General features: G+C 73.0%; 21 protein-coding genes. 11 read left to right on the top strand and 10 right to left on the bottom strand.

Annotated elements, in window-relative coordinates; genetic code table 11:
• Nucleotides 1–48 precede the first annotated feature (48 nt).
• The 3 genes from IE145_RS20175 to IE145_RS20165 are packed head-to-tail and all read left to right on the top strand — an operon-like array spanning nt 49 to nt 2,129.
• Nucleotides 49–636: an RNA polymerase sigma factor gene (locus IE145_RS20175; protein WP_189526821.1), complete on the top strand. Its 588-nt coding sequence runs from the start codon at nt 49–51 to the stop codon at nt 634–636.
• Nucleotides 633–1,478 (top strand): MGMT family protein, encoded by an 846-nt coding sequence (locus tag IE145_RS20170; RefSeq protein ID WP_189526819.1) that lies wholly within the window; start codon nt 633–635, stop codon nt 1,476–1,478. The genes IE145_RS20175 and IE145_RS20170 overlap by 4 nt, the downstream gene beginning before the upstream one ends.
• Nucleotides 1,479–1,529: 51 nt before the next feature.
• Nucleotides 1,530–2,129: a methylated-DNA--[protein]-cysteine S-methyltransferase gene (locus IE145_RS20165; protein ID WP_229825693.1), complete on the top strand. Its 600-nt coding sequence runs from the start codon at nt 1,530–1,532 to the stop codon at nt 2,127–2,129.
• A 39-nt stretch (nt 2,130–2,168) separates the two neighbouring features.
• Here the strand turns inward: IE145_RS20165 and IE145_RS20160 are convergent, their stop codons facing one another.
• The 5 genes from IE145_RS20160 to IE145_RS20140 form a co-directional block, all read right to left on the bottom strand.
• Nucleotides 2,169–3,206, bottom strand: a complete 1,038-nt coding sequence (locus IE145_RS20160; RefSeq protein WP_189526817.1) for a LacI family DNA-binding transcriptional regulator — start codon at nt 3,204–3,206, stop codon at nt 2,169–2,171.
• A 172-nt stretch (nt 3,207–3,378) separates the two neighbouring features.
• On the bottom strand, nt 3,379–4,836 hold the full coding sequence (locus IE145_RS20155; protein ID WP_189526815.1) for a GH1 family beta-glucosidase: 1,458 nt from the start codon (nt 4,834–4,836) through the stop codon (nt 3,379–3,381).
• 59 nt (nt 4,837–4,895) lie between these two features.
• On the bottom strand, nt 4,896–5,816 hold the full coding sequence (locus tag IE145_RS20150; protein WP_189526813.1) for a carbohydrate ABC transporter permease: 921 nt from the start codon (nt 5,814–5,816) through the stop codon (nt 4,896–4,898).
• Nucleotides 5,813–6,829 (bottom strand): carbohydrate ABC transporter permease, encoded by a 1,017-nt coding sequence (locus tag IE145_RS20145; RefSeq protein ID WP_189526811.1) that lies wholly within the window; start codon nt 6,827–6,829, stop codon nt 5,813–5,815. The genes IE145_RS20150 and IE145_RS20145 overlap by 4 nt, the downstream gene beginning before the upstream one ends.
• Nucleotides 6,830–6,941: 112 nt before the next feature.
• Nucleotides 6,942–8,264, bottom strand: a complete 1,323-nt coding sequence (locus IE145_RS20140; RefSeq protein ID WP_189526809.1) for an ABC transporter substrate-binding protein — start codon at nt 8,262–8,264, stop codon at nt 6,942–6,944.
• A gap of 293 nt (nt 8,265–8,557) precedes the next feature.
• Here IE145_RS20140 and aspT point away from each other — a divergent pair, with 293 nt between their 5' ends.
• Entirely contained in the window at nt 8,558–10,234 is a 1,677-nt protein-coding gene (gene aspT, locus IE145_RS20135) for an aspartate-alanine antiporter (RefSeq protein ID WP_189526807.1), read from the top strand.
• Between the two features lie 46 nt (nt 10,235–10,280).
• On the top strand, nt 10,281–11,951 hold the full coding sequence (locus tag IE145_RS20130; RefSeq protein WP_189526806.1) for a bifunctional aspartate transaminase/aspartate 4-decarboxylase: 1,671 nt from the start codon (nt 10,281–10,283) through the stop codon (nt 11,949–11,951).
• Between the two features lie 354 nt (nt 11,952–12,305).
• Here the strand turns inward: IE145_RS20130 and IE145_RS20125 are convergent, their stop codons facing one another.
• The gene (locus IE145_RS20125) at nt 12,306–13,763 is read right to left on the bottom strand and encodes a sensor histidine kinase (RefSeq protein ID WP_189526805.1); all 1,458 of its coding nucleotides are present in this window, start codon (nt 13,761–13,763) and stop codon (nt 12,306–12,308) included.
• A complete protein-coding gene (locus IE145_RS20120) occupies nt 13,760–14,491 on the bottom strand; it encodes a response regulator transcription factor (RefSeq protein ID WP_189526804.1) in 732 nt (243 codons plus the stop codon). The genes IE145_RS20125 and IE145_RS20120 overlap by 4 nt, the downstream gene beginning before the upstream one ends.
• A gap of 223 nt (nt 14,492–14,714) precedes the next feature.
• On the opposite strand from IE145_RS20120, the gene IE145_RS20115 reads away from it, so the two are divergent.
• Entirely contained in the window at nt 14,715–15,278 is a 564-nt protein-coding gene (locus tag IE145_RS20115; RefSeq protein ID WP_189526803.1) for a hypothetical protein, read from the top strand.
• Between the two features lie 15 nt (nt 15,279–15,293).
• Here the strand turns inward: IE145_RS20115 and IE145_RS20110 are convergent, their stop codons facing one another.
• Complete coding sequence (locus IE145_RS20110; RefSeq protein ID WP_189526802.1) at nt 15,294–16,256, bottom strand: spermidine synthase; 963 nt, start codon at nt 16,254–16,256, stop codon at nt 15,294–15,296.
• Nucleotides 16,257–16,343: 87 nt separating this feature from the next.
• Nucleotides 16,344–16,754: a hypothetical protein gene (locus IE145_RS20105; protein WP_229825691.1), complete on the bottom strand. Its 411-nt coding sequence runs from the start codon at nt 16,752–16,754 to the stop codon at nt 16,344–16,346.
• 288 nt (nt 16,755–17,042) lie between these two features.
• On the opposite strand from IE145_RS20105, the gene IE145_RS20100 reads away from it, so the two are divergent.
• On the top strand, nt 17,043–18,410 hold the full coding sequence (locus IE145_RS20100) for an NsdA family TPR-like regulatory protein (protein WP_189526800.1): 1,368 nt from the start codon (nt 17,043–17,045) through the stop codon (nt 18,408–18,410).
• 170 nt (nt 18,411–18,580) lie between these two features.
• Here IE145_RS20100 and IE145_RS20095 read toward each other — a convergent pair whose 3' ends face one another.
• Nucleotides 18,581–19,177 carry a histidine phosphatase family protein gene (locus IE145_RS20095; protein ID WP_189526799.1) on the bottom strand — a complete coding sequence of 199 codons (597 nt, stop codon included), beginning with the start codon at nt 19,175–19,177 and terminating at the stop codon, nt 18,581–18,583.
• 241 nt (nt 19,178–19,418) lie between these two features.
• Here IE145_RS20095 and IE145_RS20090 point away from each other — a divergent pair, with 241 nt between their 5' ends.
• The 4 genes from IE145_RS20090 (at nt 19,419) to IE145_RS20075 (ending at nt 24,531) form a co-directional block, all read left to right on the top strand.
• Complete coding sequence (locus IE145_RS20090; protein ID WP_189526798.1) at nt 19,419–20,423, top strand: phosphatase PAP2 family protein; 1,005 nt, start codon at nt 19,419–19,421, stop codon at nt 20,421–20,423.
• A 106-nt stretch (nt 20,424–20,529) separates the two neighbouring features.
• Entirely contained in the window at nt 20,530–21,564 is a 1,035-nt protein-coding gene (locus tag IE145_RS20085) for a hypothetical protein (RefSeq protein WP_189526910.1), read from the top strand.
• Nucleotides 21,555–23,171 (top strand): hypothetical protein, encoded by a 1,617-nt coding sequence (locus IE145_RS20080; protein ID WP_189526797.1) that lies wholly within the window; start codon nt 21,555–21,557, stop codon nt 23,169–23,171. The genes IE145_RS20085 and IE145_RS20080 overlap by 10 nt, the downstream gene beginning before the upstream one ends.
• 25 nt (nt 23,172–23,196) lie before the next feature.
• The gene (locus tag IE145_RS20075; RefSeq protein ID WP_069738571.1) at nt 23,197–24,531 is read left to right on the top strand and encodes an AAA domain-containing protein; all 1,335 of its coding nucleotides are present in this window, start codon (nt 23,197–23,199) and stop codon (nt 24,529–24,531) included.
• Nucleotides 24,532–24,580 lie beyond the last annotated feature (49 nt).

Here is a 24,580-nt window from a genome sequence, read left to right as displayed (position 1 = left end):
CTTCGCCACCCTGGCAACCCTCTTCATCGGGACGGTGTTTCCTCAGTGATGGACGACGAGGCGAAGCAGCTGACCGAATTACTCGCCACGGATCTGGACGGCGGTTTCACCGAGCTGGTCCGGATCCACGCGCAAGTGGTTCACATCTTCCTGTTGCGGGTGACCGGGTCCGCCGCGGAGGCGGACGACCTGGGACAGGACACGTTCCTGCGTGCCTACACGGCGCTGCGGGGCTACTCCGGCGACCGCCGGAGGGCCCTGCTGCCGCGGGCGTGGCTGCTGACCATCGCGGCCAACGTGTGGCGCAACCACGTGCGCACCAGCGTGCGGCGCCCGGTCTCGGCGATGCGGGTGGAGGACGCGGAAGACCTGTGGAGCGACGGGAGGCCCGGGCCCGAGGAGCGGGCCGCGACGGCGGAGGACCGCGGCAGGCTGGTCGAGGCGTTGTCCCAGCTGCCGGAGATCTACCGCGTACCGGTGGTGCTCCGGCATGTGATGGGCCTGAGCTACGGGGAGATGGCTCAGGTGCAGGGGTGCCCGGTGGGCACGGCGAAGGCACAGGTGTCCCGAGGTCTGCGTCACCTGCGCCGGCTGCTCGAACCGCAGGAAGCGGTGCGGAAGGATGTGGCGATGTGAACCACGACAACGAGGAGGCCTTCTCCTCGTCCGGCGACCTGGGGCTCCGGCTGGCCGCCCTGGGTCCGCGTGGAGCGACCACTCCGGAGGACTTCGCCCTGCGGGTCCTGCGGCGCGCGGGCATCTCGCGGAGCCGCTACGACACGTACGTACGCCTGGAGACGGCCGCGGGCGGGCTGTTCGTCGCCTTCGGTCCGGAGGCCGTCACGGGCGCCGAGCTGGAGGCCCGGCACGGCCCGGGGCGGGAGCGTCTGACGCCGCAGTGGTTCGAGGAGTCGCACCGCCGTCGCGTCGGCCGCTCCGCGATCCCCACCGACCGGGCGCCGGCCGGTCTGCGGCCGGCCCTGCGCACCGGCCGGGCCCGGCACCTGGCGATCGACCTGTCGGGGCTGCCCGTGGACGAACGTGCCGTGCTGGAGGCGGTGCGCTCCATTCCGCCGGGCCAGCTGCGCCCCGTCAGCTGGATCGCGCGGGAGGCGGGGCTGCCACCGGGGCCGGACGCGCGGGCGGTGGTCCGCTCCCTCGCGAGGAACCCGGCGACCGTGCTCGTCCCGTGCCACCGCGCGACCCACGACGACGGCACGCCGTGCGACGCGGCGTACGCCCGCGAGGCCGGTGACGCGCTGCGCGGCGCGGAGGGCATCGACATGGTCACGGTGCGGCAGTGGGCCCGGGGCGGCGACACGCTCCTCGGCAGCGACACCACCCATATCTACTGCCATCCCACCTGCGCGCACGCCCGGCGGATCACCCCGGCGCACCGCGTCCCGTTCCGTACGGCCAGGGACGCCCACCGTGCGGGCTACCGGGCGTGCAAGAGCTGCCGCCCGGTCGCTGCCTGACCCGGCCCGGCCGGGCCGGCACCACCCCCGACGACCCACGGAGTACCCACCATGCCCAGGAGCGCTTCCGCAGCCGGACGGACCGGCACGAGCGCCGTGTCGCTCACCGTCCTCCCGACCCCTCTCGGCGACCTGAGACTCGCCGCCACCGCGGACGCGCTGGTCTACTGCGGCTTCCAGCCCCTGGCCGTGGTCCGGAGCCGGCTCGCCCGTGCCGGTCTGCGGGAGGCCGGACAGGACGGTCAGGCCGGACAGGACGGTCAGGACGGCGCGGGTGCGCGCCGGGCCGTCCTCGACGAGGCCGGCGCCCAGCTGGACGCGTATCTCACCGGGCGGCTGCGCTCGTTCGGCCTCCCGCTGGACCTGTGCCTGGCCACTCCGTTCAGCCGGGAGACGGTGTCGAGCCTGGAGGCGTTCGTCCCGTACGGGAGTACGGCGACGTACGGCGCGCTGGCCCGGGCGCTGGACCGGCCGCGCGCCGCCCGGGCCGTGGGCACCGCGCTCGGCGCGAACCCCCTGTGCGTGGTGCTGCCCTGCCACCGCGTCGTGGGATCGACGGGAACGCTCACCGGATACGCGGGCGGGGTCGACGCCAAGAAGTACCTCCTGGCGCTGGAAGCGGGCGACCACCCCGGCGACGGCGGCCGGTGACCGGCCGCTGAGCGCGAGCCCCGGCGTACCGGCACCGCGTCACGACGAGTCGCGGACCACCAGCTCCGTGGGCAGGACCACCGAGGGGCGCTCGTCGCCCGGGGCGCGGCCCGCGATCTCGTCCAGGAGGAGCTGGGCCATGCGGCGGCCCATCTCCTCTATGGGCTGACGGACGCTGGTGAGGGCCGGGTGCATATGGCGGGCGACGACGGAGTCGTCGAAGCCGACCAGGGCCACGTCCTCGGGGATGCGGCGGTCCGCCTCGCGCAGGACCTGGCGGGCACCGGCGGCCATCACGTCGGAGGCGACGAAGACCGCGTCCAGCCCGGGGCGGCGGGCCAGGAGGTCGCGCATGGCCCCCGCGCCGCCCTCCTCGGTGAAGTCGGCGGGGGCGATGAGGCGTTCGTCGGGGGCCAGCCCGGCGGCGGCGACCGCCGCGCGGTAGCCGTCCAGGCGGCGCTGGGCCCCGTACACCTCCAGGCGGCCGGTGATCGTGGCCACCTGGCGGCGGCCCCGGGAGACCAGGTGCTCCACGGCGGCCCGCGCGCCCTCGAAGTTGTCGGAGTCGACCGAGGGCAGCGTCTCGGCCGCGTGCCGGGCGCCGCTGATCACACACGGCATGCCCAGCTGCTCCAGGAGTTCCGGCAGCGGGTCGTCCGCGTGCACGGCGACCAGGAGGACCCCGTCGACGCGGTGGGCGGTGAGGTACTGGGCGAGGCGGCGGCGCTCGCGGTCGTTGCCGACGAGGGTGAGGAGCAGTTGCATCTCGGTGTCGGCCAGGGCGGCCCCGACGCCGCGCACTATGGCGGAGAAGTACGGTTCGGCGAAGAAGCGGGTCTCCGGCTCGGGCACCACCAGGGCGATGGCGTCGGTGCGGTTGCCCGCCAGGGCGCGGGCGGCGCGGTTGGGGACGTATCCCAGCTCGGCCACGGCCGCCTCGACCGCCTGCCGGGTCGCGTCGCTGACCCGGGGCGAGCCGTTGATGACCCGCGAGGCGGTGCCCCGGCCGACGCCGGCCCGTGCCGCCACCTCTTCGAGCGTGGGCCGCCCGCCGCTCCGTACTCGCGCTGCCGCCATGGCCGCCTCCCCGTTCCCGGTCAATTTCTCACAGCCGTAACGTCAATCCAAGTCCTGGCTCGATCACCTCGACGAGCCTACGGACAGAGTATTGGGAGCGCTCCCAAAGGGGGTGGCGAAACGGCGGTGGGCCCGGTCGCGGGGACGACCGGGCCCACCGTTCCCGGGAGCGTCAGGCCTGCGGGGGCAGCGCGTGACGGGCGATCACGTCGCCGTACCAGTGGGCGCTGGACTTCGGTGTACGGCGCTGGGTCGCGTAGTCGACGTACACCGCGCCGAAGCGCTTCGCATAGCCGTAGCCCCACTCGAAGTTGTCCATCAGGGACCAGAGGAAGTAGCCCCGCACATCGGCCCCGTCGGCCACCGCCCGGCGGACCGCCTCCAGGTGGCCGTGCAGATAGGCGATCCGCTCGGGGTCGTGGACCCGGCCGTCCGCGTCCGGGGCGTCGTCGAAGGCGGCCCCGTTCTCGGTGACCATCAGCGGCAGCTCCGGGTGTTCGCGCGCGACGTCCATGAGAAGGGCGTGCAGACCGTTCGGGTCGACCGACCAGTTCATGGCGGTACGCGGCTTGCCCTCGGCCAGGTGGAAGGCCACGTGCTCGGAGCCGGGCCACGGGGAGTGGTCGCTGCTGCCGTGGCCGTCGTTGCGGGTGTCCCCGGAGCCGTCGGCGGGGGTCGAGACGATGGTGGGCGTGTAGTAGTTGACGCCGAGGACGTCGATCGGGGCCGCGATGGCGGCGAGGTCGCCCTCGTGGATCAGCTCGGCCCAGTTCACGATGCGCTCGGTGTCGGTCAGCAGGTCCTCCGGGTAGGCGCCCTTCAGCATCGGGCCGGTGAAGACCCGGTTGCCGACCGCGTCGATCCGGCGGGCCGCGTCCGCGTCCGCCGCGCTGTCGGTCAGCGGGCGCACCTGGTGGAGGTTGAGGGTGACCGAGGTCTGCGCGGCAGCGGGGAGGTTCGCGCGCAGCGCCTCGGTCGCCCGGCCGTGGGCGAGGTTGAGGTGGTGGGCGGCCCGCAGCGCGGCGGCCGGTTCGGTGCGGCCGGGGGCGTGCACCCCGGAGCCGTAGCCGAGGAAGGCCGAGCACCAGGGCTCGTTCAGCGTCGTCCACATCGAGACCCGGTCGCCGAGCGCGCGGGCCATGATGGCCGCGTAGTCCGCGAACCGTTCGGCGGTCGCCCGCTCGGGCCAGCCGCCCGCGTCCTCCAGCTCCTGCGGCAGGTCCCAGTGGTAGAGGGTGGCGACGGGCTTGATGCCGGCGTCCAGCAGCTCGTCGACGAGCGAGCGGTAGAAGTCCAGGCCGCGTTCGATCGCGGGGCCCCGGCCGGTGGGCTGGACCCGGGACCACGAGACGGAGAAGCGGTACGCCTGGAGGCCGAGGCGCTTCATCAGGGCGACGTCGTCGCGGTAGCGGTGGAAGTGGTCGGCGGCCACGTCCCCGGTGTCGCCGTTCTGGACCTTGCCGGGGGTGTGGCTGAAGGTGTCCCAGATGGAGGGGGTGCGGCCACGTTCGGCGGCCGCGCCCTCCACCTGGTAGGCGGCGGTGGCCGCGCCCCACAGGAAGCCGGTCGGGAAGGGGGCCTGGGCGGGGGATGCCTGCTGCGGGACCGTGTCGGGTCGGACGGCTGTCATGCGGGAGCGCTCCCTGGAGGAAGGTGAGGGGTGAAGGAAGAGGGAAAGCAGGGGGAAGGTCAGCCCTTGACCGCGCCGGACATGATGCCGCCGACGATCTTCTTGCCGAAGAGGACGAACACCACCAGCAGCGGCAGCGTGCTGATCAGCGCGCCCGCCATCACGATGGACTGGTCGGGGGTGTAGGAGGCGCTGAGCTGGCCGAGGGCCACCTGAAGGGTCGGGTTCTGCTGGTTGAGGGCCAGGTAGGGCCAGAAGAAGTCGTTCCACGCCTGGACGAAGGTGAGCATCCCGAGCACCATCATCGCGGGCCGGGCCACCGGCAGCACCACGCTGCGCACGATGCGGAAGTTGTTCGCGCCGTCGATCTTGGCCGCCTCGATCAGCTCGTACGGCAGGGCCTCGATCAGGTACTGGCGCATGAAGAACACGCCGAACGCGCTCACCAGGGTCGGGAAGATCACCGATTCGAGCTGACCGCCCCAGCCGAGACCGGACATCATCATGAACAGCGGGACGACGCTGAGCTGCGGGGGGATGGTGAGGGTGGCGATGACCGCGGTCATCAGCCAGCCGCGGCCCCGGAAGCGCATCTTGGCGAACGCGTAGCCGGCGAGCGTGCAGAAGAAGAGCGTGGCGAGGGTGATCGAGGACGAGACGATGATGCTGTTGACGATCGCCTTGCCGAGGTTGGCCTGCTCCCAGGCGGTCTGGAGGTTCGCGAACAGCTTTCCGCCCGGGAAGAACGGCGGGGTGGAGGCGAGGACCTCGTCCTGGGTGCGGGAGGCCGCGACCAGGGTCCAGTACAGCGGCAGCAGCGAGCCGAAGCCGACGACGGCGAGCGCGGCGTAGGCGAACGGGCCGCCCTTCAGGTGCTGTCCGGCCCCCATCCGGAAGCGGCTCGGACGGGAGGGCCCGCCGCTCCTCGGAGTCGGCGCGAGCTTCACGGGGGTGGTCGGCGTGGGGCTGGTCAGGGTCATGAGGGCGCTCCCGGTCGGACCGCGGACGTGCGGAAGAATCGGCCGACGATCCAGTTGGCCGCGGCGATGAGAAGCAGCAGGGCGAGCATCGCCCAGGCGACGGCGGCGGCCGGGCCGAGATGTCCGAGGTTCCAGCCGTAGTTGTAGAGGTAGATGCTGAGCGTCTCGTACTGGTTCTCGTTGCCGCCGGTGGCGCCCAGCGCGCCGCCCTCCAGCAGCAGCGGTTCACCGAAGAGCTGCATGGAGCCGATGGTGGAGATGACGATGGTGAACAGGATCGTCGGCCGCAGCGAGGGGATGGTGACCTTGCGGAACTGCTGCCAGCGCGACGCCCCGTCCAACGAGGCCGCTTCGTAGAGGTCGTTGGGGACCGCCTGCATGGCCGCCAGGTAGATCAGCGCGTTGTAGCCGGTCCACCGCCAGATGACGATGATCGAGATGGCGAGCTTGGACGTCCAGTGCCCGTTGGCCCAGTTGACCGGGTCGAAGCCGACGAGGCCGAGCGTCCAGTTGAGCAGTCCGCCATCGGCCCGGAACACCAGGGCGAAGACGAGGGCCGCCGAGGCGACCGAGGTGGCGTACGGGGTGAGGATGATCGTGCGCCAGAACGTACTTGCCCGCAGACGGTAGTTGAGGAGATGGGCGAGGCCCAGGGCCATCAGGAGCTGCGGGACGGTCGAGATGACGCCGATCAGGAAGGTGTTGCTGACCGACGTCCAGAACTCGGGGTCGTTGAGGATCTTGTCGAAGTTCTCCCAGCCCACCCACTCCATCGAGTCCAGGCCGGTCATCGAGACCCGGTGCAGGGCGATCCAGCCGGTGTAGAGCAGCGGGTAGAGGCCGAAGGCCCCGAAGATCAGGAAGAACGGGGCGATGTAGGCGTACGGGGACGCCTTGTCGTCGAACCGCCACAGCCGGCTGCGCCACAACTGCCGCCGCTCGGCGGTCGGTTCCTTCTTCGATGTGCGAGGCGCTTGCGCGTCCGCGTCCCGGGTGGGGGTCGAGGTTGCCACGGGCGGGGAGTCCTTCCCTGGGGACGGCTGGGGAGTCGGGCGGGCGGGCCGGGGCGGGCGGGGGCGGGACAGCTGCCGCCCGCCCCGGGGGGCGGTGAGGGCCCGGATCAGGTCAGCCGATGGCCTTCTCGATCGTCCGGACGGCCGCGTCCCAGGCCTTGTCGGGGCTGGTGCCGCGCTGCTCCATGTTGTTGATCTGGGTGGAGATGGAGTCCTTGATCACGCCGTCCTTCGGGCCGAGGACCGCCTCGGGGATGGACTTCGCGCCGTCGGCGTAGATCTGGCCGATGGGGGCGTTGTTGAAGTACGGCAGGGTCGCGTTCTTCACGTCGGGCAGCTCGTACGCGCCCTTGTTGGACGGGAAGACGCCGATCGCCTTGAAGACGGCGGCCTGCTGCTCGGGGGCGGTCAGCCACTTGACGAGCTTGGCGGCCTCGTCCACGTTCTTCCCGGACTTGGGGACGGCGAGGAAGGAGCCGCCCCAGTTGGCGGAGGTGTTGCCGGGGGCGCTGGTGATGTCCCACTTGCCCTTGTTGGCGTCACCGGCGTAGGTGGAGATCTGGCCGGCCATCCAGGCGGGGCAGACGACGGTGGCCACGGTGCTCTTGCGCAGGGCCGCCTGCCACTGGTCCTCGAACTGGGCCAGGCCCTGCGTCAGCTTCTTGGACGCGGCCTGGGCGGCGAGGTCCCAGCCCTTCTGGACGCTGGCGCTCGTCTCGTAGACCGGCTTGCCGTCCGCGTCGTAGTACTGCTCGGGGCTGGAGCTGACCACGGCGTTGAACATGGCGCTCGCGGAGTCCATGAAGTACGTGCCGGAGGGGGCCTTCTTCTTGTACTGCTCGCCGAGGGCGAGGTAGGCCTCCCAGCCGCCCTCGGTCAGCTTCGCCACCTCGTCCCGCTCGGTGGGCAGCCCGGCCTTCTCGAAGAGTTCGCGGTTGTAGCAGAGGGACATGGGGCCGATGTCGGTCCCCGCGCCGATGACCGCGCCGCTGGGGGCGGTGGCCTGCTTCGCCTTCCAGGAGACCCACTCGTCCACGCCGATGACCTTGGAGAGGTCGGCGAAGGAGTCCGCCTTGGTGTCGACGATCTCCTTGATCCGGCCGACCTCGATGCCCTGGACGTCGGCGAGACCGCTGCCGGAGTTCAGCTGCTGGAGGAGCTTGGGGTAGTAGTTCTTCTCCTCGGCGGTGGTGTCCTCCTTGACCGTGATCTTCGGGTTCAGCTCGTGGTACTTCTCGAAGAGCCCGGCCTCCTTGTAGCCGAACTGCCCGAAGTCGGCGACGGTCAGCGTGATGTTGCCGTTCGCGTCGGCTCCCTTGTCCGAGTCGGACGAGCCGCCGCACCCGGTGAGGAGGAGGGCTGAGACCGTGAGGCCGGTGGTGGCCACGAGGGCGGTTCTGTGGCGTCGACCGGCAACGCTGCGGGTGATGCGCATTCCACTGCTCCTTGTTCCGGGGATCCGGCAATGGCGCATGGGAGCGCTCCCATGCATCGATGCCGGAAGGTTGCTGCCTCCAGGGGGTGGGTGTCAAGAGTTGAAGACGATTCCGTTGCCAAGGGATGTCCGGGGCGTCACGGAGGGGGTCCTGGGTGACCCTCCCGTCGGAAGGTGAACGGGGGCACTCCGAGCCGAATGAGGTGCCGGTGGACACCGCCCCTGTTAATTTCTCCCTTATGCGCCTTTTGATCATTCCGGTCGCCGACTCCAGCCCCGGTGAGTGAGACAGGATGGGCGTCCTGCGCGACCATCCCGAACTGGCTCTCTTCTTCTGCCTCGCGGCCGGCTATCTCGTCGGCAAGCTCCGCGTCGGCCCGATCACGCTCGGCGGTATCTGCGGCACCCTGATCGTGTCGCTGCTGATCGGCACGCGGCGCGTCAGCGTCGACGACGACGTCAAAACGGTCTTCTTCGCGCTGTTCATCTTCTCGCTCGGATATCTGGCCGGGCCGCAGTTCTTCGCCAACCTGAACCGCAGGAGCCTGCGCTTCTTCACGCTCTGCCTGATCGAGCTGGTCTGTGTCCTCGGCATCGCGTTCGGGCTGGCCAAGGCCTTCGACCTGGACGTGGGCACGGCCTCCGGCATCCTCGCGGGCGCGGCCACGGAGTCCGCCGTGGTGGGTACGGCCTCCGAGGCGATCGGGAAGCTCAGCGATCTGACCTCCGAGCAGATCAGCCAGTACCAGGGGCATGTGGCCACCGCCTACACGGTCTGCTATCTCTTCGGCCTGATCACCATCGTGCTGTTCACCAGCCAGATCATGCCGATGCTGCTGCGCATCAACCTGGCGGACGCTTCGCGCGAGCTGTGGGAGAAGATGCGCGGCGGGCAGGCCGGCCTGGAGTCCGACGAGCGCGAGGCGCTGCCCGGCATGGTCGGCCGCACGTATCTGGTGACGCGGGCGGACGGCCGGACCGTCGGTGACCTCCAGAGCGCCATGGGCGGCCGGATCACCGTCGAGGGCGTCAAGCGCGGCAGCAAGCTGCTGACCCCCTCCCCCGGCCTGGAACTGACGCTCAGCGACCTGGTCCAGGTGGTCGGGGAGCGGGCGGCGATCATCGACGCGGGCCGGGAGATCGGCCCGGAGACCCCGGCCGTGCCGGGACTCGACGCCCCGCTGGCCACCAGCCAGGTCGCCGTCACCGAGAAGGAGACGATCGGCGCGACCATCGACCGGCTGGAGAAGCGGCACCCGGAGTTCCGCAAGGACGGCGTGTACATCACCGATGTGCTCCGCAACGACCAGCATCTGCCCGCCAGCGGGGAGACGGTCCTCGCCCGGGGCGACGTCCTCACCCTCGTCGGCGCCCGCGGCGGACTGAACCGGCTGGTCGCCAAGCTCGGCGCGGTGGTCAAGAACGACGCCACCGACTTCGTCTACCTCGGCTTCGGCATCGTGGCGGGCTCGCTGCTCGGCCAGATCGTCGTCAGGCTCGGCGATGTGCCGATGTCGCTCGGCACCGGCGGCGGCTGTCTCGTCTCGGGGCTGGTCTTCGGCTGGTTCCGCTCCCGCAGCCAGACCTTCGGGGCGTTCCCGCCGCAGGCCGCGACCACGCTCAAGGACATGGGCCTTGCCGTCTTCATCGCCTGTACGGGACTGGCGGCGGGCCCGCAGGCCTGGCCGCTGCTGAAGGAGTACGGGGCGCTGCTGCCGTTCGCGGGCATCGCCATGGTGCTGGTCCCGGCGACGATCTCGCTGATCGTCGGGACCAAGCTGCTGAAGATCGAGAAACCGCTCCTGATCGGCGCCATCGCCGGCCAGCAGTGCTCGACCCCGGCGATCACCTCCATCACCCAGGTGGCCCAGAGCTCCGTCCCGCTGCTCGGCTACACGATCACGTACACGCTCTCCAACTTCCTGCTGCCGCTGACCGGGCCGATCCTGGTCGGCGTCCTGGGGGCCTGACGTGACCGCCCTTCGCGCCCCCGCCCCGTACGGAACGGACTGCACCATGCCGAAGACCAAACTCAGCCGTGACCAGATCCGGTCCTACGCCCAGCTCTCCCCCTTCGAGCTGAAGGACACGTTCATCCGGATCGCGACGGACGCGCAGAGCGACCGGCCGGGCCAGAAGGGGAAGACGACCCGGGCCATGCTCAACGCCGGCCGGGGCAACCCGAACTGGGTCGCCACCGGCCCCCGCGAGGCGTACCACGCGCTCGGCTACTTCGCGATCTCGGAGTCCCGGCGGGTGTGGACGGCCGACAACCTGGGCGGCATGCCGGAGGAGGCGGGGTGCGCGGAGCGCTTCGACCACTTCGTCCGTACGCATCCGGAGCTGCCGGGCATCGAGCTGCTGAAGGCGAGCGTGGACCTGGCGGTGAAGCGGTTCGGCTTCGACCGGGAGGCGTTCCTGCACGAACTGACGGACTCCTCGATCGGGGACAACTACCCGGTGCCGGACCGGATCCTGCGCCACACCGAGGAGATCGTGCGCGGCTATGTCGCGGACGAGATGTTCGACCACCGGCCGCCCGAGGGGCAGACGCTGAGCCTGTTCGCGACCGAGGGCGGCACGGCGGCGATGTGCTACATCTTCGACTCGCTGATGAAGAACGGGATCCTGGAGAAGGGCGACCGGATCGCCCTGATGGTGCCGGTGTTCACCCCGTACCTGGAGATCCCCGAGCTGGACACGTACGACTTCGACGTGGTGCACGTGGAGGCGAGCCTGTTCACCGAGACCGGGGTGCGGCAGTGGCGCTACCCGGAGGAGGAGATCGCGAAGCTCGCGGACCCCTCGGTCAAGCTGGTCTGCTGCGTGAATCCGAGCAACCCGCCCTCGCTGGCGCTCTCCTCACGGGTCTCCGAGCAGATCGTGTCCGTCGTGAGCGAGCACAACCCCGACCTGATCGTCGTGACCGACGACGTGTACGGGACGTTCGTCGAGGGCTTCCGCTCGCTCGCGGCCGACCTGCCGCGCAACACCCTCCTCGTCTACTCCTACTCCAAGCACTACGGGGCGACCGGCTGGCGGCTCGGGGTGATCGCGCTGCACGACGACAACGTGATCGACGCGATGCTGGCCGAGCAGGACCGGGAGCAGAAGGAGCAGCTCAACAGGCGGTACGGTTCGCTGTCGTTGGAGCCGCAGAAGATGCGGTTCATCGACCGGATGGTGGCGGACTCCCGGCAGGTGGCGCTGAACCACACGGCGGGGCTCTCCCTGCCGCAGCAGGTGATGATGGCGCTGTTCTCGCTCTTCGACATGCTGGACGAGGGGCAGGAATACAAGCACCGGATCCGGGCGATCGTGCGGCAGCGGCTCGAACTCCTGCTGGAGGGCGCGCACATGAAGATCTCGGAGGATCCGAAGCGGGCGGCGTACTACATCGAGCTGGATCTGCTGGCCGAGGCGGAGCGGGTCCACGGAAAGGCGTTCGCCGAATTCCTGGAGCGGAACTACGAGCCGGTCGACCCGCTGTTCCGGCTGGCCGAGCAGACCTCGGTCGTCCTGCTCAACGGCGGCGGCTTCGACGGGCCTCAGTGGTCGGTACGGGTGTCGCTGGCCAACCTGGACGACCTGGACTATCTGAAGATCGGCCACCATCTGCGGGCGATCTTCGACGCGTACGCGCAGGAGTGGCGGGCGGGTGGCACCGCCGGCCCGTCCGGCGTCTGAGGACGCCTCGTCGTGCGCGGGGCGGAACGCGTCCCGGCCGGAGGTGGGGTGGGGTCCGGCCGGGACGCGCGGTGGGGGGTGTGCGGGTTCGGTACGGAGGTGGGGGTGTGGAGGTTCGGTACCGAGGTGGGGGCTGCCTGTCCGGTACGGCGGTCGGGGAGCCGGTGTCCCCGCCGCCACCGGGGCGAACGGTGGCGGCGGGGGCCGACGTGGGGGCCCCGGGGGAGGTGGGGGTTCGACGACTTCCCGGGGTTGCTTCAGGAAGAACGCTAGCGCCTGCGCAACGGGCGAAGCGGGCGTTACGGACAGGGGTGGGTGTTCTTAGGTTCCGCTTAAGGAACGCATCGGAGCCGGTTAATGCTGGGCCCCCGGACCGGTCGTGGTCCGGGCCCCCTTCCGCCCCCGCCACCCGATCCGGCGGCCCACCCGGCGGCCGTGGCCACGCCGGCCGCGCTCGGGACGGTTGCCGTGCAGGCCGATCCAGATCCGGACCTCGGTGCCGCCGAGGACGGACCGGCCGATGCGCAGGTCGCCGCCGGTGGACTCGGCGACCCGGCGCACGATGTCCAGGCCGAGGCCGGTGGAGCCGACGGAGCCGCTCGCCCCGGTGCGCCCGCTGGCGCCCCGGGCCAGGGCCGCCTTCGGGTCGTCGATCCCCGGGCCGGCGTCGGAGACGAGGACGATGACCGCGTCGCCGCTGTGGTGGACGTCGACGGCGAAGGCGGTGCCCTCGGGGGTGTGGCGGAAGACGTTGCCGAGCAACGCGTCGAGCGCGGCCGCCAGTTCGGTCCGGGCGACGGGGATGCGTACCGTACGGCCGACTCCCGCGAGGCGCACCTCGCGCCCCTCGTCCTCGGCGAGCGCCGACCAGAAGCCCATGCGTTCGCGGATCACCTCGGAGGCGTCGCAGCCCGCCTCCGCCTGCCCGCCCTGGGTCTGTGGGCGCTGTTCGCGGGCGGTGCGGATGATCGTGTCGACCTCGTGCTCCAACTGCTGGACCGCCGCCCGGGTCTGTTCGGCCGCCGGTCCCTCGCCGAGGGACGCGGCGTTCAGCCGGAGCACGGTGAGCGGGGTGCGCAGCCGGTGCGAGAGGTCGGCGGCCAGCTCGCGTTCGTTGGCCAGGAGCTGGACGACCTGGTCGGCCATGGAGTTGAACGCGACGGCGGCGGACCGCAGTTCGGTGGGCCCCTCCTCGGGGACCCGGGTGCCGAGGCGCCCCTCCCCCAGGTCCTGGGCGGCCCCGGCGAGGCGCTGGGCGGGCTGCACCATGCGTACGCCGAGCCGGTCGGCGACCGCGACGGAGCCGACGATCAGCGCGACGCCGACGCCCGCCAGCATCAGCCAGGCGGTGGCGACCCCGTTGGAGACCTCGCCCTCGGGGACGAACACCTCGACGACGGCGATCTCGCCGGTGCTCAGCGCGGTCGGCTGGAGGAGCGCGAACCCGCCGGTGACCTCGGTGAGGGAGGCGCGCCCGGCCTTGCGCACGGTCTCGACGTCCTTGGGGGTGGCGCGCCGGGTGCCGATGTCCAGCGCCTCGCCCCCGGTTCCGTCCGCCGCCTTCCCGGGGGCCGGGACGTGGACGGCGAGGTGGCCCCGGTCGCCCGGTTCGGTGGACAGGACGGCCCGGGTCAGCTCCTCGCGATCGGTGGTGATGGAGAGGGTCGGGGCGATCGTCCCGGCCTGGCGTTCGGCGTCGGAGAGGGCCCGGTCGCCGGCCATCTCCCGGATGACGAGTCCGAGCGGTACGGCGAAGGCGATGACGACCATCGCGGTGACCGCCAGGCAGACCTTGACCAGGGCCCATCTCATGCGGGCGGCTCCGCGGCCGGCGCACCGGCGTCCGGGGCGTCGGCCGGCGGCTGGAGTTTCACGCCGACGCCGCGCAGGGTGTGCAGGTAGCGCGGGCGGGCGGCGGTCTCGCCGAGCTTGCGGCGCAGCCAGGAGAGATGGACGTCGATGGTCTGGTCGTCGCCGTAGGACTGCTGCCACACCTCGGCCAGCAGCTCCTTGCGGGCGACGACCACGCCGGGCCGCCCGGCCAGGAAGGTGAGCAGGTCGAACTCGCGCCGGGTCAGGTCGAGTTCGGCCCCGTCCAGTTCGGCGCTGCGGCGCAGCGGGTCGATGGAGAGCCCGCCGACGCGGATGATCCGGGGCGGCGGCGCCTCGCTCCCGGCGGCGCGCGAGCGGCGGAGCACGGCGGCCATCCGGGCGGAGAGGTGTTCGACGGAGAACGGTTTCGTCAGGTAGTCGTCGGCGCCGTCGTTGAGGAGCCGGACGATCTCGCTCTCGTCGTCCCGGGCGGTGGCGATGATGACGGGGACGTCGGTGATGGACCGCAGCATCTTCAGCGCCTCCGCCCCGTCCAGATCGGGCAGCCCGAGGTCGAGGATGACCACGTCGAAGCGGAAGTGCGCGACCTCGCGCAGCGCTTCGAGCGCGGTGCCCACGCTCCGTACGGTGTGGGAGGCCTCACTGAGGTGCCGGATGAGGGCGGAACGTACGAACTGGTCGTCCTCGACCACGAGCACACTTGCCATGGGCGGCACCGTACGCCATGGCGAGGGGCCCGGTCCCGGCCCCGTCGGAATCCTCCGCAAAGGCCGGAGAAGGGCGTTTGCCCCGTCGGCGCGACCGATCTGGGAGCCGCCACCGCCGTGCACCTGGCCGTCACATTCGAGGCGGTCCGTGCCGGGCCTGCCGGGGGGGCCGGAGCGGACCGTGCGGTTCCAGGAGCGGGCCGGGTGGTGCAGGATGTGCCCGATGCAACGAGGACTCGTACACGCGCTGGCGTGGACGCTCGCCACCGGCGCGGCGGTCACGCTCTCGTGGTGGGGTGTGCACACGGTCATGACGGGGACGGCGTACGACCCGCCCCGCGCCGTGCCGATCTCGGTGGGGGCGGGGGCCCCTCAGCGCCTCGGGCGGAGCACCGAGGCACCGCTCGTCTCCTCGACGCACCGGACGTCCCCCTCCCCCTCCGCCTCCGCCTCGCCGAGCACCGGCGGCGCAGGCCCCTCGAAATCGGCCCCGAGCGCGACGCGTACGCCGTCGGCGAAGCCGCCCGCGCGGACGACTCCGGCGAAGGCCGCGGGCCGGGTGAAGGGCTATCGGACCGACGGCGGCCGGGTGGTGTTCGAGCTGGGCGCCGAGTCGGCGAAGCTGGTCTCGGCGACGCCCGAGCCGGGCTGGTCGATGCAGGTGTGGACGAACGACGCCTGGATCCGGGTGGACTTCAGCGACGGGGGCGGGACGAACGGCACGACGTATTCGGTGTTCTGCACCTGGAACGGGACGCCGCCGACGGTGCAGATCGTCGAACCGTAGGCCGTGGCGGCCCGGTCAGGGGTTCTCGAAGACCGACGGCGGGGGCGCGGGCGAGGGCTTGGCCGCCGCGTCGGTGACGACGGCCGCGCCGCCGGTGAAGTCGGTCAGCGCGCGGCCGTGTTCGACCCGGCCGGGGTGCGGATCGCTCGCCACCCGCCGGGTGAACTCCGCGACCGGGAGCGGCAGGGCGGAGGCGAGGAGGACCGCGTTGCCGAAGCGGCGGCCCCGCCACACCACCGGGTCGGCGGCCAGGGCCAGTTCGGGGAAGACGGCGGCGGCGGTGGCGACCTGGCCGCGCAGATGGGCGAGCGGGGGCCCGTCGGCGAGGTTGGCGGCGTAGCACCCGTCGGGTTTCAGCACCCGGCGCACCTCGCCGAGGAATTCGGCGGAGGTGAGGTGGGCGGGGGTGCGGGCCCCGCCGAACACGTCCGCGATGACCAGGTCGGCCCAGCCGCCGGGGAATCTGCCGAGCCCTTCGCGGGCGTCGGCCGCCCGGACCCGGACCCGGGCCTGGGGGTCCAGCGGCAGGTGGTCGCGGACGAACTGGACGAGGGGCGCGTCGAGTTCGACGATCTGCTGGGTGGAGCGGGGCCGGGTGGCGGCGGTGTACCGGGCGAGGGTGAACGCGCCGCCGCCCAGGTGCAGGACGTGCAGCGGCTGGAGCGGGGGCGCGGCGAGGTCGATGATGTGGCCCAGGCGGCGCTGGTAGGCGAACGAGAGGTGCGTGGGGTCGTCGAGGTCGACGTGGGACTGCGGGGCGTTGTCGATCAGGAGCGTCCAGCCGCGCGGGCGCTCGCGGTCTGGACGGAGCTCGGCGACGCCGCCGCCGACCGGCCGGGAGACGGCTTCGCGCTCGCCCCGGCCCGCACCGCGCCCGGAACCCGGGCGTTCCTGGCGCCCCTTGGCCTTCGCGCTCCCGGTGGCGGCCTTGTCCGCGCCCTTCCCCCTGCCCCGGCCCGGCGTTCCTCGACGTGCCACGTTCGCTGGTCCTTGCTGGTGGGGGCCCGGGGTCGCCGGCCTGGCGGAGACGCGCGGAGGTGTTCCGCCCGTCCGGCCATTATGGGCTCAGCGGCAGCTGTCGGCCGCCCTGATCAGCCGGGCGGCCTGGTCGAGGGCGGCGCGCAGCACGGCCGGATCGGTGACCGGGGCGTCCTCGGCGGGCGGGAGCAGCCAGCCGGATCCGGAGACCGGCGGCTCGGCGGGGACGCGCAGCCCGCGGCCGTCGGTCCGCGTACAGGCGCTGCCGGGTACGTCCCAGCCGTCGGCGGTGCCCGGCGGTACGAGGAAGCCGAGGGTGTCGCAGGTCCCGTCGTGCAGGACCGGGCCGACGGCCTCCTGGTATCCGCCGCGGCGGAGGATGTCGACGGCTTCGAGGCCCTGCCGGGCCGGGACCGTGACGAGGTCCAGGGGCGGGCCCGCCGGGGCGGGGGTCGTCGCGGTCGTCCGTGAGCCGGTCTCCCTGCCGAGGTGCAACAAGGGAACCCCTCCTCTCATCGCCGAACGGAGCCACACTCCGTCTCCACAGGGACCAACGCGCGGGCGCGTCAAGGGCTACGGGCTCACACCGCCGCAAAGGGTGGCAGTTCATGGCGGATCACGGGCGGTATGACCGGTTTCGCAACGAAACGCTGTGTGTGCGGCTCGTCACAGCAGGTACGTTCTTGCTCCGCCGGGACACCGGGACTCCGGGAAGGCCGGAGCGACCGGGGAGGCCCGGGGACGCCGGGTGGCACGACCCCCGGCTGCACCAGAGAGGGGCCGGGCATGGCGTCGACAGGGGCAGTTCCCAACCTCGCCTTCCGTCGGCTGCGCGGCCGGCGCTCCGCCGGGGAGTTCGCGGCGGCCGTCCGCAGGGCGGCCCGGGAGATCGGGGAGCAGGTCGCGTGCGACGCCCGGTACATCGGGCGCGTGGAGTCCGGGGAGATCCGCTGCCCCAACTACGCCTACGAACGCGTCTTCCTGCACATGTTCCCCGGCGCCTCCCTGACCGACCTGGGGTTCTCGGCCCGCGAGAGCGTACGGGGCCGGAGCGCCCGGGTCGTTTCACCACCCCCGCCTCCGTCCCCGGCCGCCCCATCGCCCCGCGACACCGATCCCGACGACATCCCCGAGGAGAGCGACGTGCTGCGTCGCGTGTTCATGACGAGCGGCACCGTCACGGTGGCGGCCGCTTCCCTGGGCCTCGGCGGGGCGCCCGCCTCCGCCGCCCGGGTCTCTCTGCCCACGCAGCGCCGGGTCGGCGAGGCGGAGGTGACCGCCGTCGAGAAGGCCGTACGCCAGATCCGGCTGCTGGACGACCGGCACGGCGCGGACGGGCTCTACCGGCGGGCCGCACAGCCGCTGCGCGCGGCGTACGAGCTGCTGGACGCCGGGAGCACCGCGCGGCGCGCCACCTCGGACCGGCTGCACGCGGGCGCGGGTGAGCTGGCCATCTCGGTGGGGTGGCTCGCCCACGACTCGGGCCGCTTCGACGACGCCCGCTCGCACTACGCGGAGGCGCTGGCCACGGCACGTCTCGCGGGGGACGCGGGTCTGGAGGCGCACGCGTTCTGCAACACGTCGTTCCTGGCCCGGGACGCGGGGCGGCCGCGCGAGGCGGTACGGGCCGCGGAGGCCGGCCAACGGGCGGCCCGCACGCTGGGGTCGCCCCGGCTGCTGGCGCTGCTCGCGCTGCGGGAGGCGGGGGGCCGGGCGGGACTCGGTGACCGTACGGGGTGCGACCGGGCGATCGGGCGGGCCCGGGCGGCGTTCGAGCGGGGGCCCGCGTCCGGTGACCCCGAGTGGATGAGCTTCTTCCGCGAGGCGGAGCTGGAGCTGCTGGAGGCGCAGTGCTGGTCGGCGCTGGGCGACTGGTCGCGGGCGGCGCGGCACGGGCGGCGGGCGGTGGTGCTCCAGGACGCGCACTTCACCCGGAACCTGGCGCTGTACCGGGCCCAGCTCACGGGTGACCTGGCCCGGGCGGGCCGGGCGGACGAGGCGGCGGCGACGGGGCACCAGGTGCTGGACCTGTTGACCCGGGTGCAGTCGTCGCGGATCCGGGGGATGCTGGCGGGCGCGGCGCGGGTGCTGGGCCCTCGGGCGGGGGCGCCGGAGGTGTCGTCGTTCCTGACCCGCCGCGAATCGACCCCGTAGAGCGACGGCCGGGGCCGCCACCCCCAGCCCGTCGAGCGGCACTCGCCCACCCAGACCGTCCGGCGATTGAGGACGGAACCGCTGAGCACGTTCCCGGGTGCCCATCAGGGTCTCCCCCGCCCCGGGGCCCGCGAGGTTCCCGCCCACCGGCGGACGGTCGCGTCAGCCGGTCAGCGGTCCAGGTGGCCCGTGTCGTTCCAGCGTTCCACGGCCGGCCGGCCGTACGCCCAGCCCAGGACCGACAACGACGTCGGCTCCAGGCGGATCCGAGCGCCGAAGGACAGGTCCTCGCCCAGCCACCGCGCCCCCAGCGCCCGCAGAATGTGCCCGTGCGCGAAGACCAGCACATCCCGGTCCGAAGACCGCGCCCACGCCACGATCTCGTCCGCCCGGGCGGTGACGTCGGCGACGGACTCCCCGCCCGGCACCCCGTCCCGCCAGATCAGCCAGTCCGGCCGGTCCGCCTTGATCTCGGCCGGGGTCAGCCCCTCGTACGCCCCGTAGTCCCACTCCATCAGCGCGTCCCAGCGCTCCGCCCGCTCCCCGAACCCGGCGAGCTCACAGGTCTCGGCGGCCCGGACGAGCGGGCTGGTGCGGACCTCCACGCCGGGCAGCCCGGCCCACGGCGCCCGGTGCAGCCGCTCGCCGAGCAGCTTCGCGCCCTCGCGCCCGCTGTCGAGGAGCGGGATGTCCGTCCTGCCGGTGTGGTTGCCCCGGACCGACCACTGGGTCTGGCCGTGCCGGGCGAGCAGGATGCGCGGTGCCATGAAGGCTCTCCCTGGAACGCTGGTGCTGGGTTGTCCATCATCCCGTACCGGCCCGCCAGGCAACCTCCCGGGCCCGGCAGGCGTCCCACCCTGCGCAGTCCCCCGCGCCCCGGAACGGGTCACGGCAGGACCGCTGCGTACGGGACGTCCGGAAGGGGACCCCCGGGGGATGCGGTGGCACGGTGCCGCCGTACGGTTGAACGTTCGTCGTCGGCCGCATGAACATGGGGAGAGCTACCGGATGCCGCACGCCACCGCGCCGCCCGCGACCGGTCATCGGCCCCGCTGGTGGACGGAGCTGCCACTGATCGCGGTGGTGTACGCGTTGTACTCCGTGGGCCGCCTCCTGGTGCGCGGCGACGTGTCGACGGCGGTCGACCACGGCCTGGCGATCCTCCGGTTCGAACAGGCGCTGTACCTCAACGCCGAGCACCCGCTCAACCGTCTCTTCACCAGCACCCCGTCCATCGGCATACCCGCCGACTTCGCCTACGCCTCCCTGCACTACGTGGTCACTCCGGCCGTCCTCGTCTGGATGTTCCGGCGCAGGTCGGCGGCGTACCGGGCGGCCCGGGTCTGGCTGATGAACTCCACGCTGCTGGGTCTCGTCGGCTTCTCGCTGATGCCGACCTGCCCGCCCCGGCTGCTGGACGCGAGCCACGGTTTCGTCGACACGATGGCGCAGTACAGCGCGTACGGCTGGTGGGGCGAGGGCGCGAGCGCGCCGCGCGGGCTGAGCGGGATGACCAATCAGTACGCGGCGATGCCGAGCCTGCACGTGGGCTGGTCGCTGTGGTGCGGGATCCTGCTGTGGCGGCACGGTCGGCACCCGCTGACACGGGCGGCGGGGATCGCCTATCCGCTGATCACCACGATCGTCGTGATGGGCACCGCCAACCACTACTTCCTGGACGCCGTCGCGGGCGCGGCCGTGATGGGCCTCGGCGCCCTGCTGGTCAAGCCGGTCATCCGGTTCGCCGACGGGGTCAAGGCCCGGCTGGCCGGCGTGCTGCCGGGCGGCCTCGCCGGCGGCCGGAAGCAGGGCGGCGCGAGCACCGCCGCCGCGTCGATTCCGGCGACCGTGTCCCCGGATGTCAGTGCCGGGTGCAAGACTTCCACGGGTGAGCGAATCCCCGGCCAGCGGACCACCTCCGCAGATCCCCCCGGCACGGCAGTCGGCGGCCCGGCAGCCCGAGACGCCGCCGGCGCGGACACGAGCGACGACGCTCCGGCAGCGGCTCGCTGAGCTGCGCGGCCCGTCCGTCGCACCGCATCCGCTCGACGCGAGAGCCCTGGCCGCCCTCGCCGCGAATCCCGGCTGCAAGCGGCGGGCCCTGCTGGACGGCGCCGGGGTGGACAAGGGCGTGCTGGCCACCGCGCTGGGCTCACCCGCCCCCTTCGGGCAGTCCCAGTTCGCCTTCATGCGGGGCAACGCCTTCGAGGCGAAGGTCAAGGCCGACGGCGGCGCGGAGTTGCTGCGTCTGCTGTACGAGCGCCTGGGCGGCTCCTCCGTCGCCCCGGGCCCGGACGTCGCGACCCCCGATCTGAGCGCCGCCGGCCCCGAGGGCCGCGCCGCGCGCACCGCGCTCGCCCTGCGGGAGGCCACGGCGACGGGCGGCTGGGCGCTGCTGGACCATCCGATGCTGGCCCTGGAGGTGGCGGGCTCCCCCGCCTATCTGGAGCCCGACGCGGTGGTCGTGCACCCCGACGGCCGGTGGACGGTCGTCGAGATCAAGTCGTTTCCCATGATCGACGCGTCGGCCGACGCGTCGAAGGTCGGCGCCGCCGCCCGGCAGGCCGCGGTGTACGTGCTGGCCCTGGAGCGGGTCGCGGCGGTCACGGAGGGTGCCGAGGTGGGTCAGCGGGTGCTGCTGGTCTGCCCCAGGGACTTCTCGAACCTGCCGACCGCCTCCGTCGTGGACGTACGCAAGCAGCGCGCGGTGACCAGGCGGCAGCTGACCCGGCTGACCCGGATCGAGGACATCGCGGCGGAGCTGCCGGAGGGGACGACGTTCGACCCGGCGTGCCCGTCGGAGGAGCTGGACGCGGCCGTGGCGGCGGTGCCCCCGGCGTACGCCCCGGAGTGCCTGGCCGCCTGCGAGCTGGCCTTCCACTGCCGGGCGAAGTCCCGGGCCGAGGGGGCGGTGGAGACGCTGGGCCGGAGTGTGCGCGGTGAACTGGGCGGGCTGACGACGGTGGCCGGTGTGCTGGCCGCCGCCGCGGGCAAGGAGGGCGATCCCGCCGATCCGACGGTCGCGGCGCTGCGCCGGGCCGCCGCGCTGCGGGCCGAGGCCCTGGAGAGCGCCGCCGCCCTGCGGGCCGGGGCGCGGGAAGCCGCCTCCGACCCCGGCGCCGGGGCTCCGGAAGGTGCGGCCGTATGTCGCTGATCACCACCCTGGCCCGGCTGGAGGCCGTCGACACCGGCCGCGCCCAGCCGCTCGCGACCGTCCGCCACCGCCATCTCACCGACCGGCCGCTGGTGCTGGTGCCGCTGACCACCGCCGGCGAGGCCGGAGCCCCGCTCGGGGCGCTCGTCGGCACGGACCGGGAGGCGCCCCGGCTGCTGGCCGTCGCCCAGCCGCGCGACCGGGACCTGCGGTTCGCGTTCCTGGCCGAGCTGGCGGAGGCGGTCCTGCCGCACATCGAGGCGTACGCGGACGTCGTCGAGCCCGCCGAGCGCAACGAAACGGATCCGGCGACCGGCAAGAAGACCAAGGTCGAGGTCGAGCTGTGCACGGACGCGGGCCAGCTGATCGTGCCGAGCCGGGCGGGCGTCGAGTTCGTCCGGCTGCTGGGCCGGTCCATGCGGTTCCGCCGCACCGCCGAGGACGACCCGGACACCCCGTATCCGGCCCCGGCCCGGGTGCCGCTGCTCGGCCGCTGGCTGACGCACTACGGGGAGCGGGCCCGGGTGCCCGGCTCCTCGCTGCTGCTGGCCGCCACCGATCTGCTGAACCGGCACTGGGCGACCGGGCAGAGCAGCCTGGAGGACCAGCACCTGGGCGCGCTGCTGTCCTGGATCGACCCGCCGGCCGGCTCCTCCGGGGCCGAGGCGGCGCTGCGGGCGGAGCTGGCGCGGGACGGGGAGGGCCAGCTGCTCTGTCCGCCGGCCGGTCCGGCGACCGACCCGGACTTCGACAACCGGCTCCTCGCCCCGGCGATCGAGCGGTACGACCGGGCGCGCACCGCCCTCGCGTCCGCCGAGGACGGGCTGGCGGCGGATGCCCGCCTGGGTGAGCTGAGCGGCGCCGAGCGGGAGATCCGTTCGCTGCTGGCACGGGTCATGCTGCCGACCTGGGACGCGGTCTGGCGCGGTCTCGACCTGCTGCGGGAGCTGCCCGAGGGGTCCCGGGCCGAGGACCGCTGGACCCGGGACCGCTGGTCGTTCACCGCGCACCGGGACCGGGTGCGCTCGGGCGAGCCGCCGCAGCCGCGCCGCGACGACGCGGTGACGGCGGCCCAGAAGCTGGCCTCCCGGGAGACCGCCCAGGCCCAGCTGGAGGCGCAGGAGGCGCTGGACGACCCGCTGGTGCTGGCGGGGCGGCGGCTCGCGGGCGAGGCGTTCGTCGCGACGGTGACGGATGTGGAGATGACGTACACCGAGTCGAAGCGGCCCTCGCCGCGCCCGCTGGTCACCGTCCGCACGGACGAGCGGCCGCATCTGGGCGAGCGGACGAAGGTCTACCGCTCGCTGGAGGGCAAGCCGCAGACGGCGGAGTTCGTGCGGGCCGAGGAGGAGGCGGACCAGGACGGCGACGTCCTGCTGGTGCTGCGGATCCTGGACCGAATGGGCCGGGGCAAGGAGCCCGCGCCGGGTTCGGTGCCGGAGCCCGGGGAGCGGATCGCCTGGACGCTGTTCGAGCACGACCAGCGCGGCGGGCCGAAGCTGCCGGACCCGGAGGAGACGCCGTGGACCCACGGCGGGCCGCCGGGCGCGGACGCCGCGACGCGTGCGGAGCAACCCGACCCCGTGACCCCGGAGGACCTGCTGTGACCACTGCCATCCGGGAGGACCTTCCGTGAGCACCGTCTTCGATCCGGGCGCGGCGGCGGCCCGTGCGACCGGCGCGATCCTCGACGACACCCTGCACGGCGGCAGCCGGGGCGTCGTCGTGGACTCGCCCCCGGGCGCCGGCAAGTCGACGCTGGTGGTCCGGGCGGCCCTGGAGCTGGCCGCCGCCGGCCATCCGCTGATGGTGATCGCCCAGACGAACGCCCAGGTCGACGATCTGGTCGTACGGCTCGCGGAGAAGGACCCGGAGCTGCCGGTGGGGCGGCTGCACAGCAGCGACTCCGACCCGTACGACAAGGTGCTGGACGGCCTCGCCAACGTCACGAAGTCGGCGAAGGCGGCGGATCTGGCCGGGCTCGACGTGGTGATCTCGACGGCCGCGAAGTGGGCCCACGTGAAGAACGTGGAGCCGTGGGGGCACGCCATCGTCGACGAGGCGTACCAGATGCGTTCGGACGCGCTGCTGGCCGTGGCCGGGCTGTTCGAGCGGGCGCTGTTCGTCGGGGACCCGGGTCAGCTGGACCCGTTCTCGATCGTCGGCGCGGACCAGTGGGCGGGGCTGAGCTACGACCCCTCGGCGAGCGCGGTGTCCACGCTGCTCGCCCACAATCCGGAGCTGCCGCAGCACCGGCTGCCGGTCTCCTGGCGGCTCCCGGCGTCGGCGGCCCCGCTGGTGTCGGACGCGTTCTACCCGTACACGCCGTTCCGCAGCGGTACGGATCACGGGGACCGGAAGCTCTCCTTCGGGGTGGCGTCGGACGGCTCGGGGCCCGACCGGGTGCTGGACGAGGCGGCGGAGTCCGGCTGGGGGCTGCTGGAGCTGCCCGCCCGGCACACCCCGCGCACCGACCCCGAGGCGGTACGGGCGGTGGCGCTGGTGGTCCGGCGGCTGCTGGACCGGGGCGGCGTCGCCACCAGCGAGCGGGCCGAGGAGCCGGTGCCGGTGACGGCGGACCGGGTGGCGGTCGGCACGGCCCACCGGGACCAGGCGGCGGCGGTGCGGGCGGCACTCGCGGAGCTGGGCGTCACGGGGGTCGCGGTCGACACGGCGAACCGGCTCCAGGGCCGCGAGTTCGACGTCACGGTCGTCCTGCACCCCCTGTCGGGCCGCCCCGACGCCACGGCCTTCCACCTGGAGACGGGCCGCCTGTGCGTGCTGGCGTCCCGGCACCGGCACGCCTGCGTCGTGGTGTGCCGGGAAGGGGTGGCGGACCTGCTGGACGAGCACCCGTCCACGGAGCCGGTCCAGCTGGGCGTCACGGTGAAGTTCCCCGACGGCTGGGAGGCCAACCACGCGGTGCTGGCCCATCTCGCGGAACACAAGGTGCGCTGGAAGCCGTGAGCCGTGAGCCGTGAGAGGTGGCCGGCCGACGGAGCTCAGGGCCCGGGGT

The organism is Streptomyces sindenensis (assembly GCF_014649035.1).
Classification (GTDB): domain Bacteria; phylum Actinomycetota; class Actinomycetes; order Streptomycetales; family Streptomycetaceae; genus Streptomyces; species Streptomyces sindenensis.
This window is presented reverse-complemented; position numbering and strand designations above follow the sequence as displayed.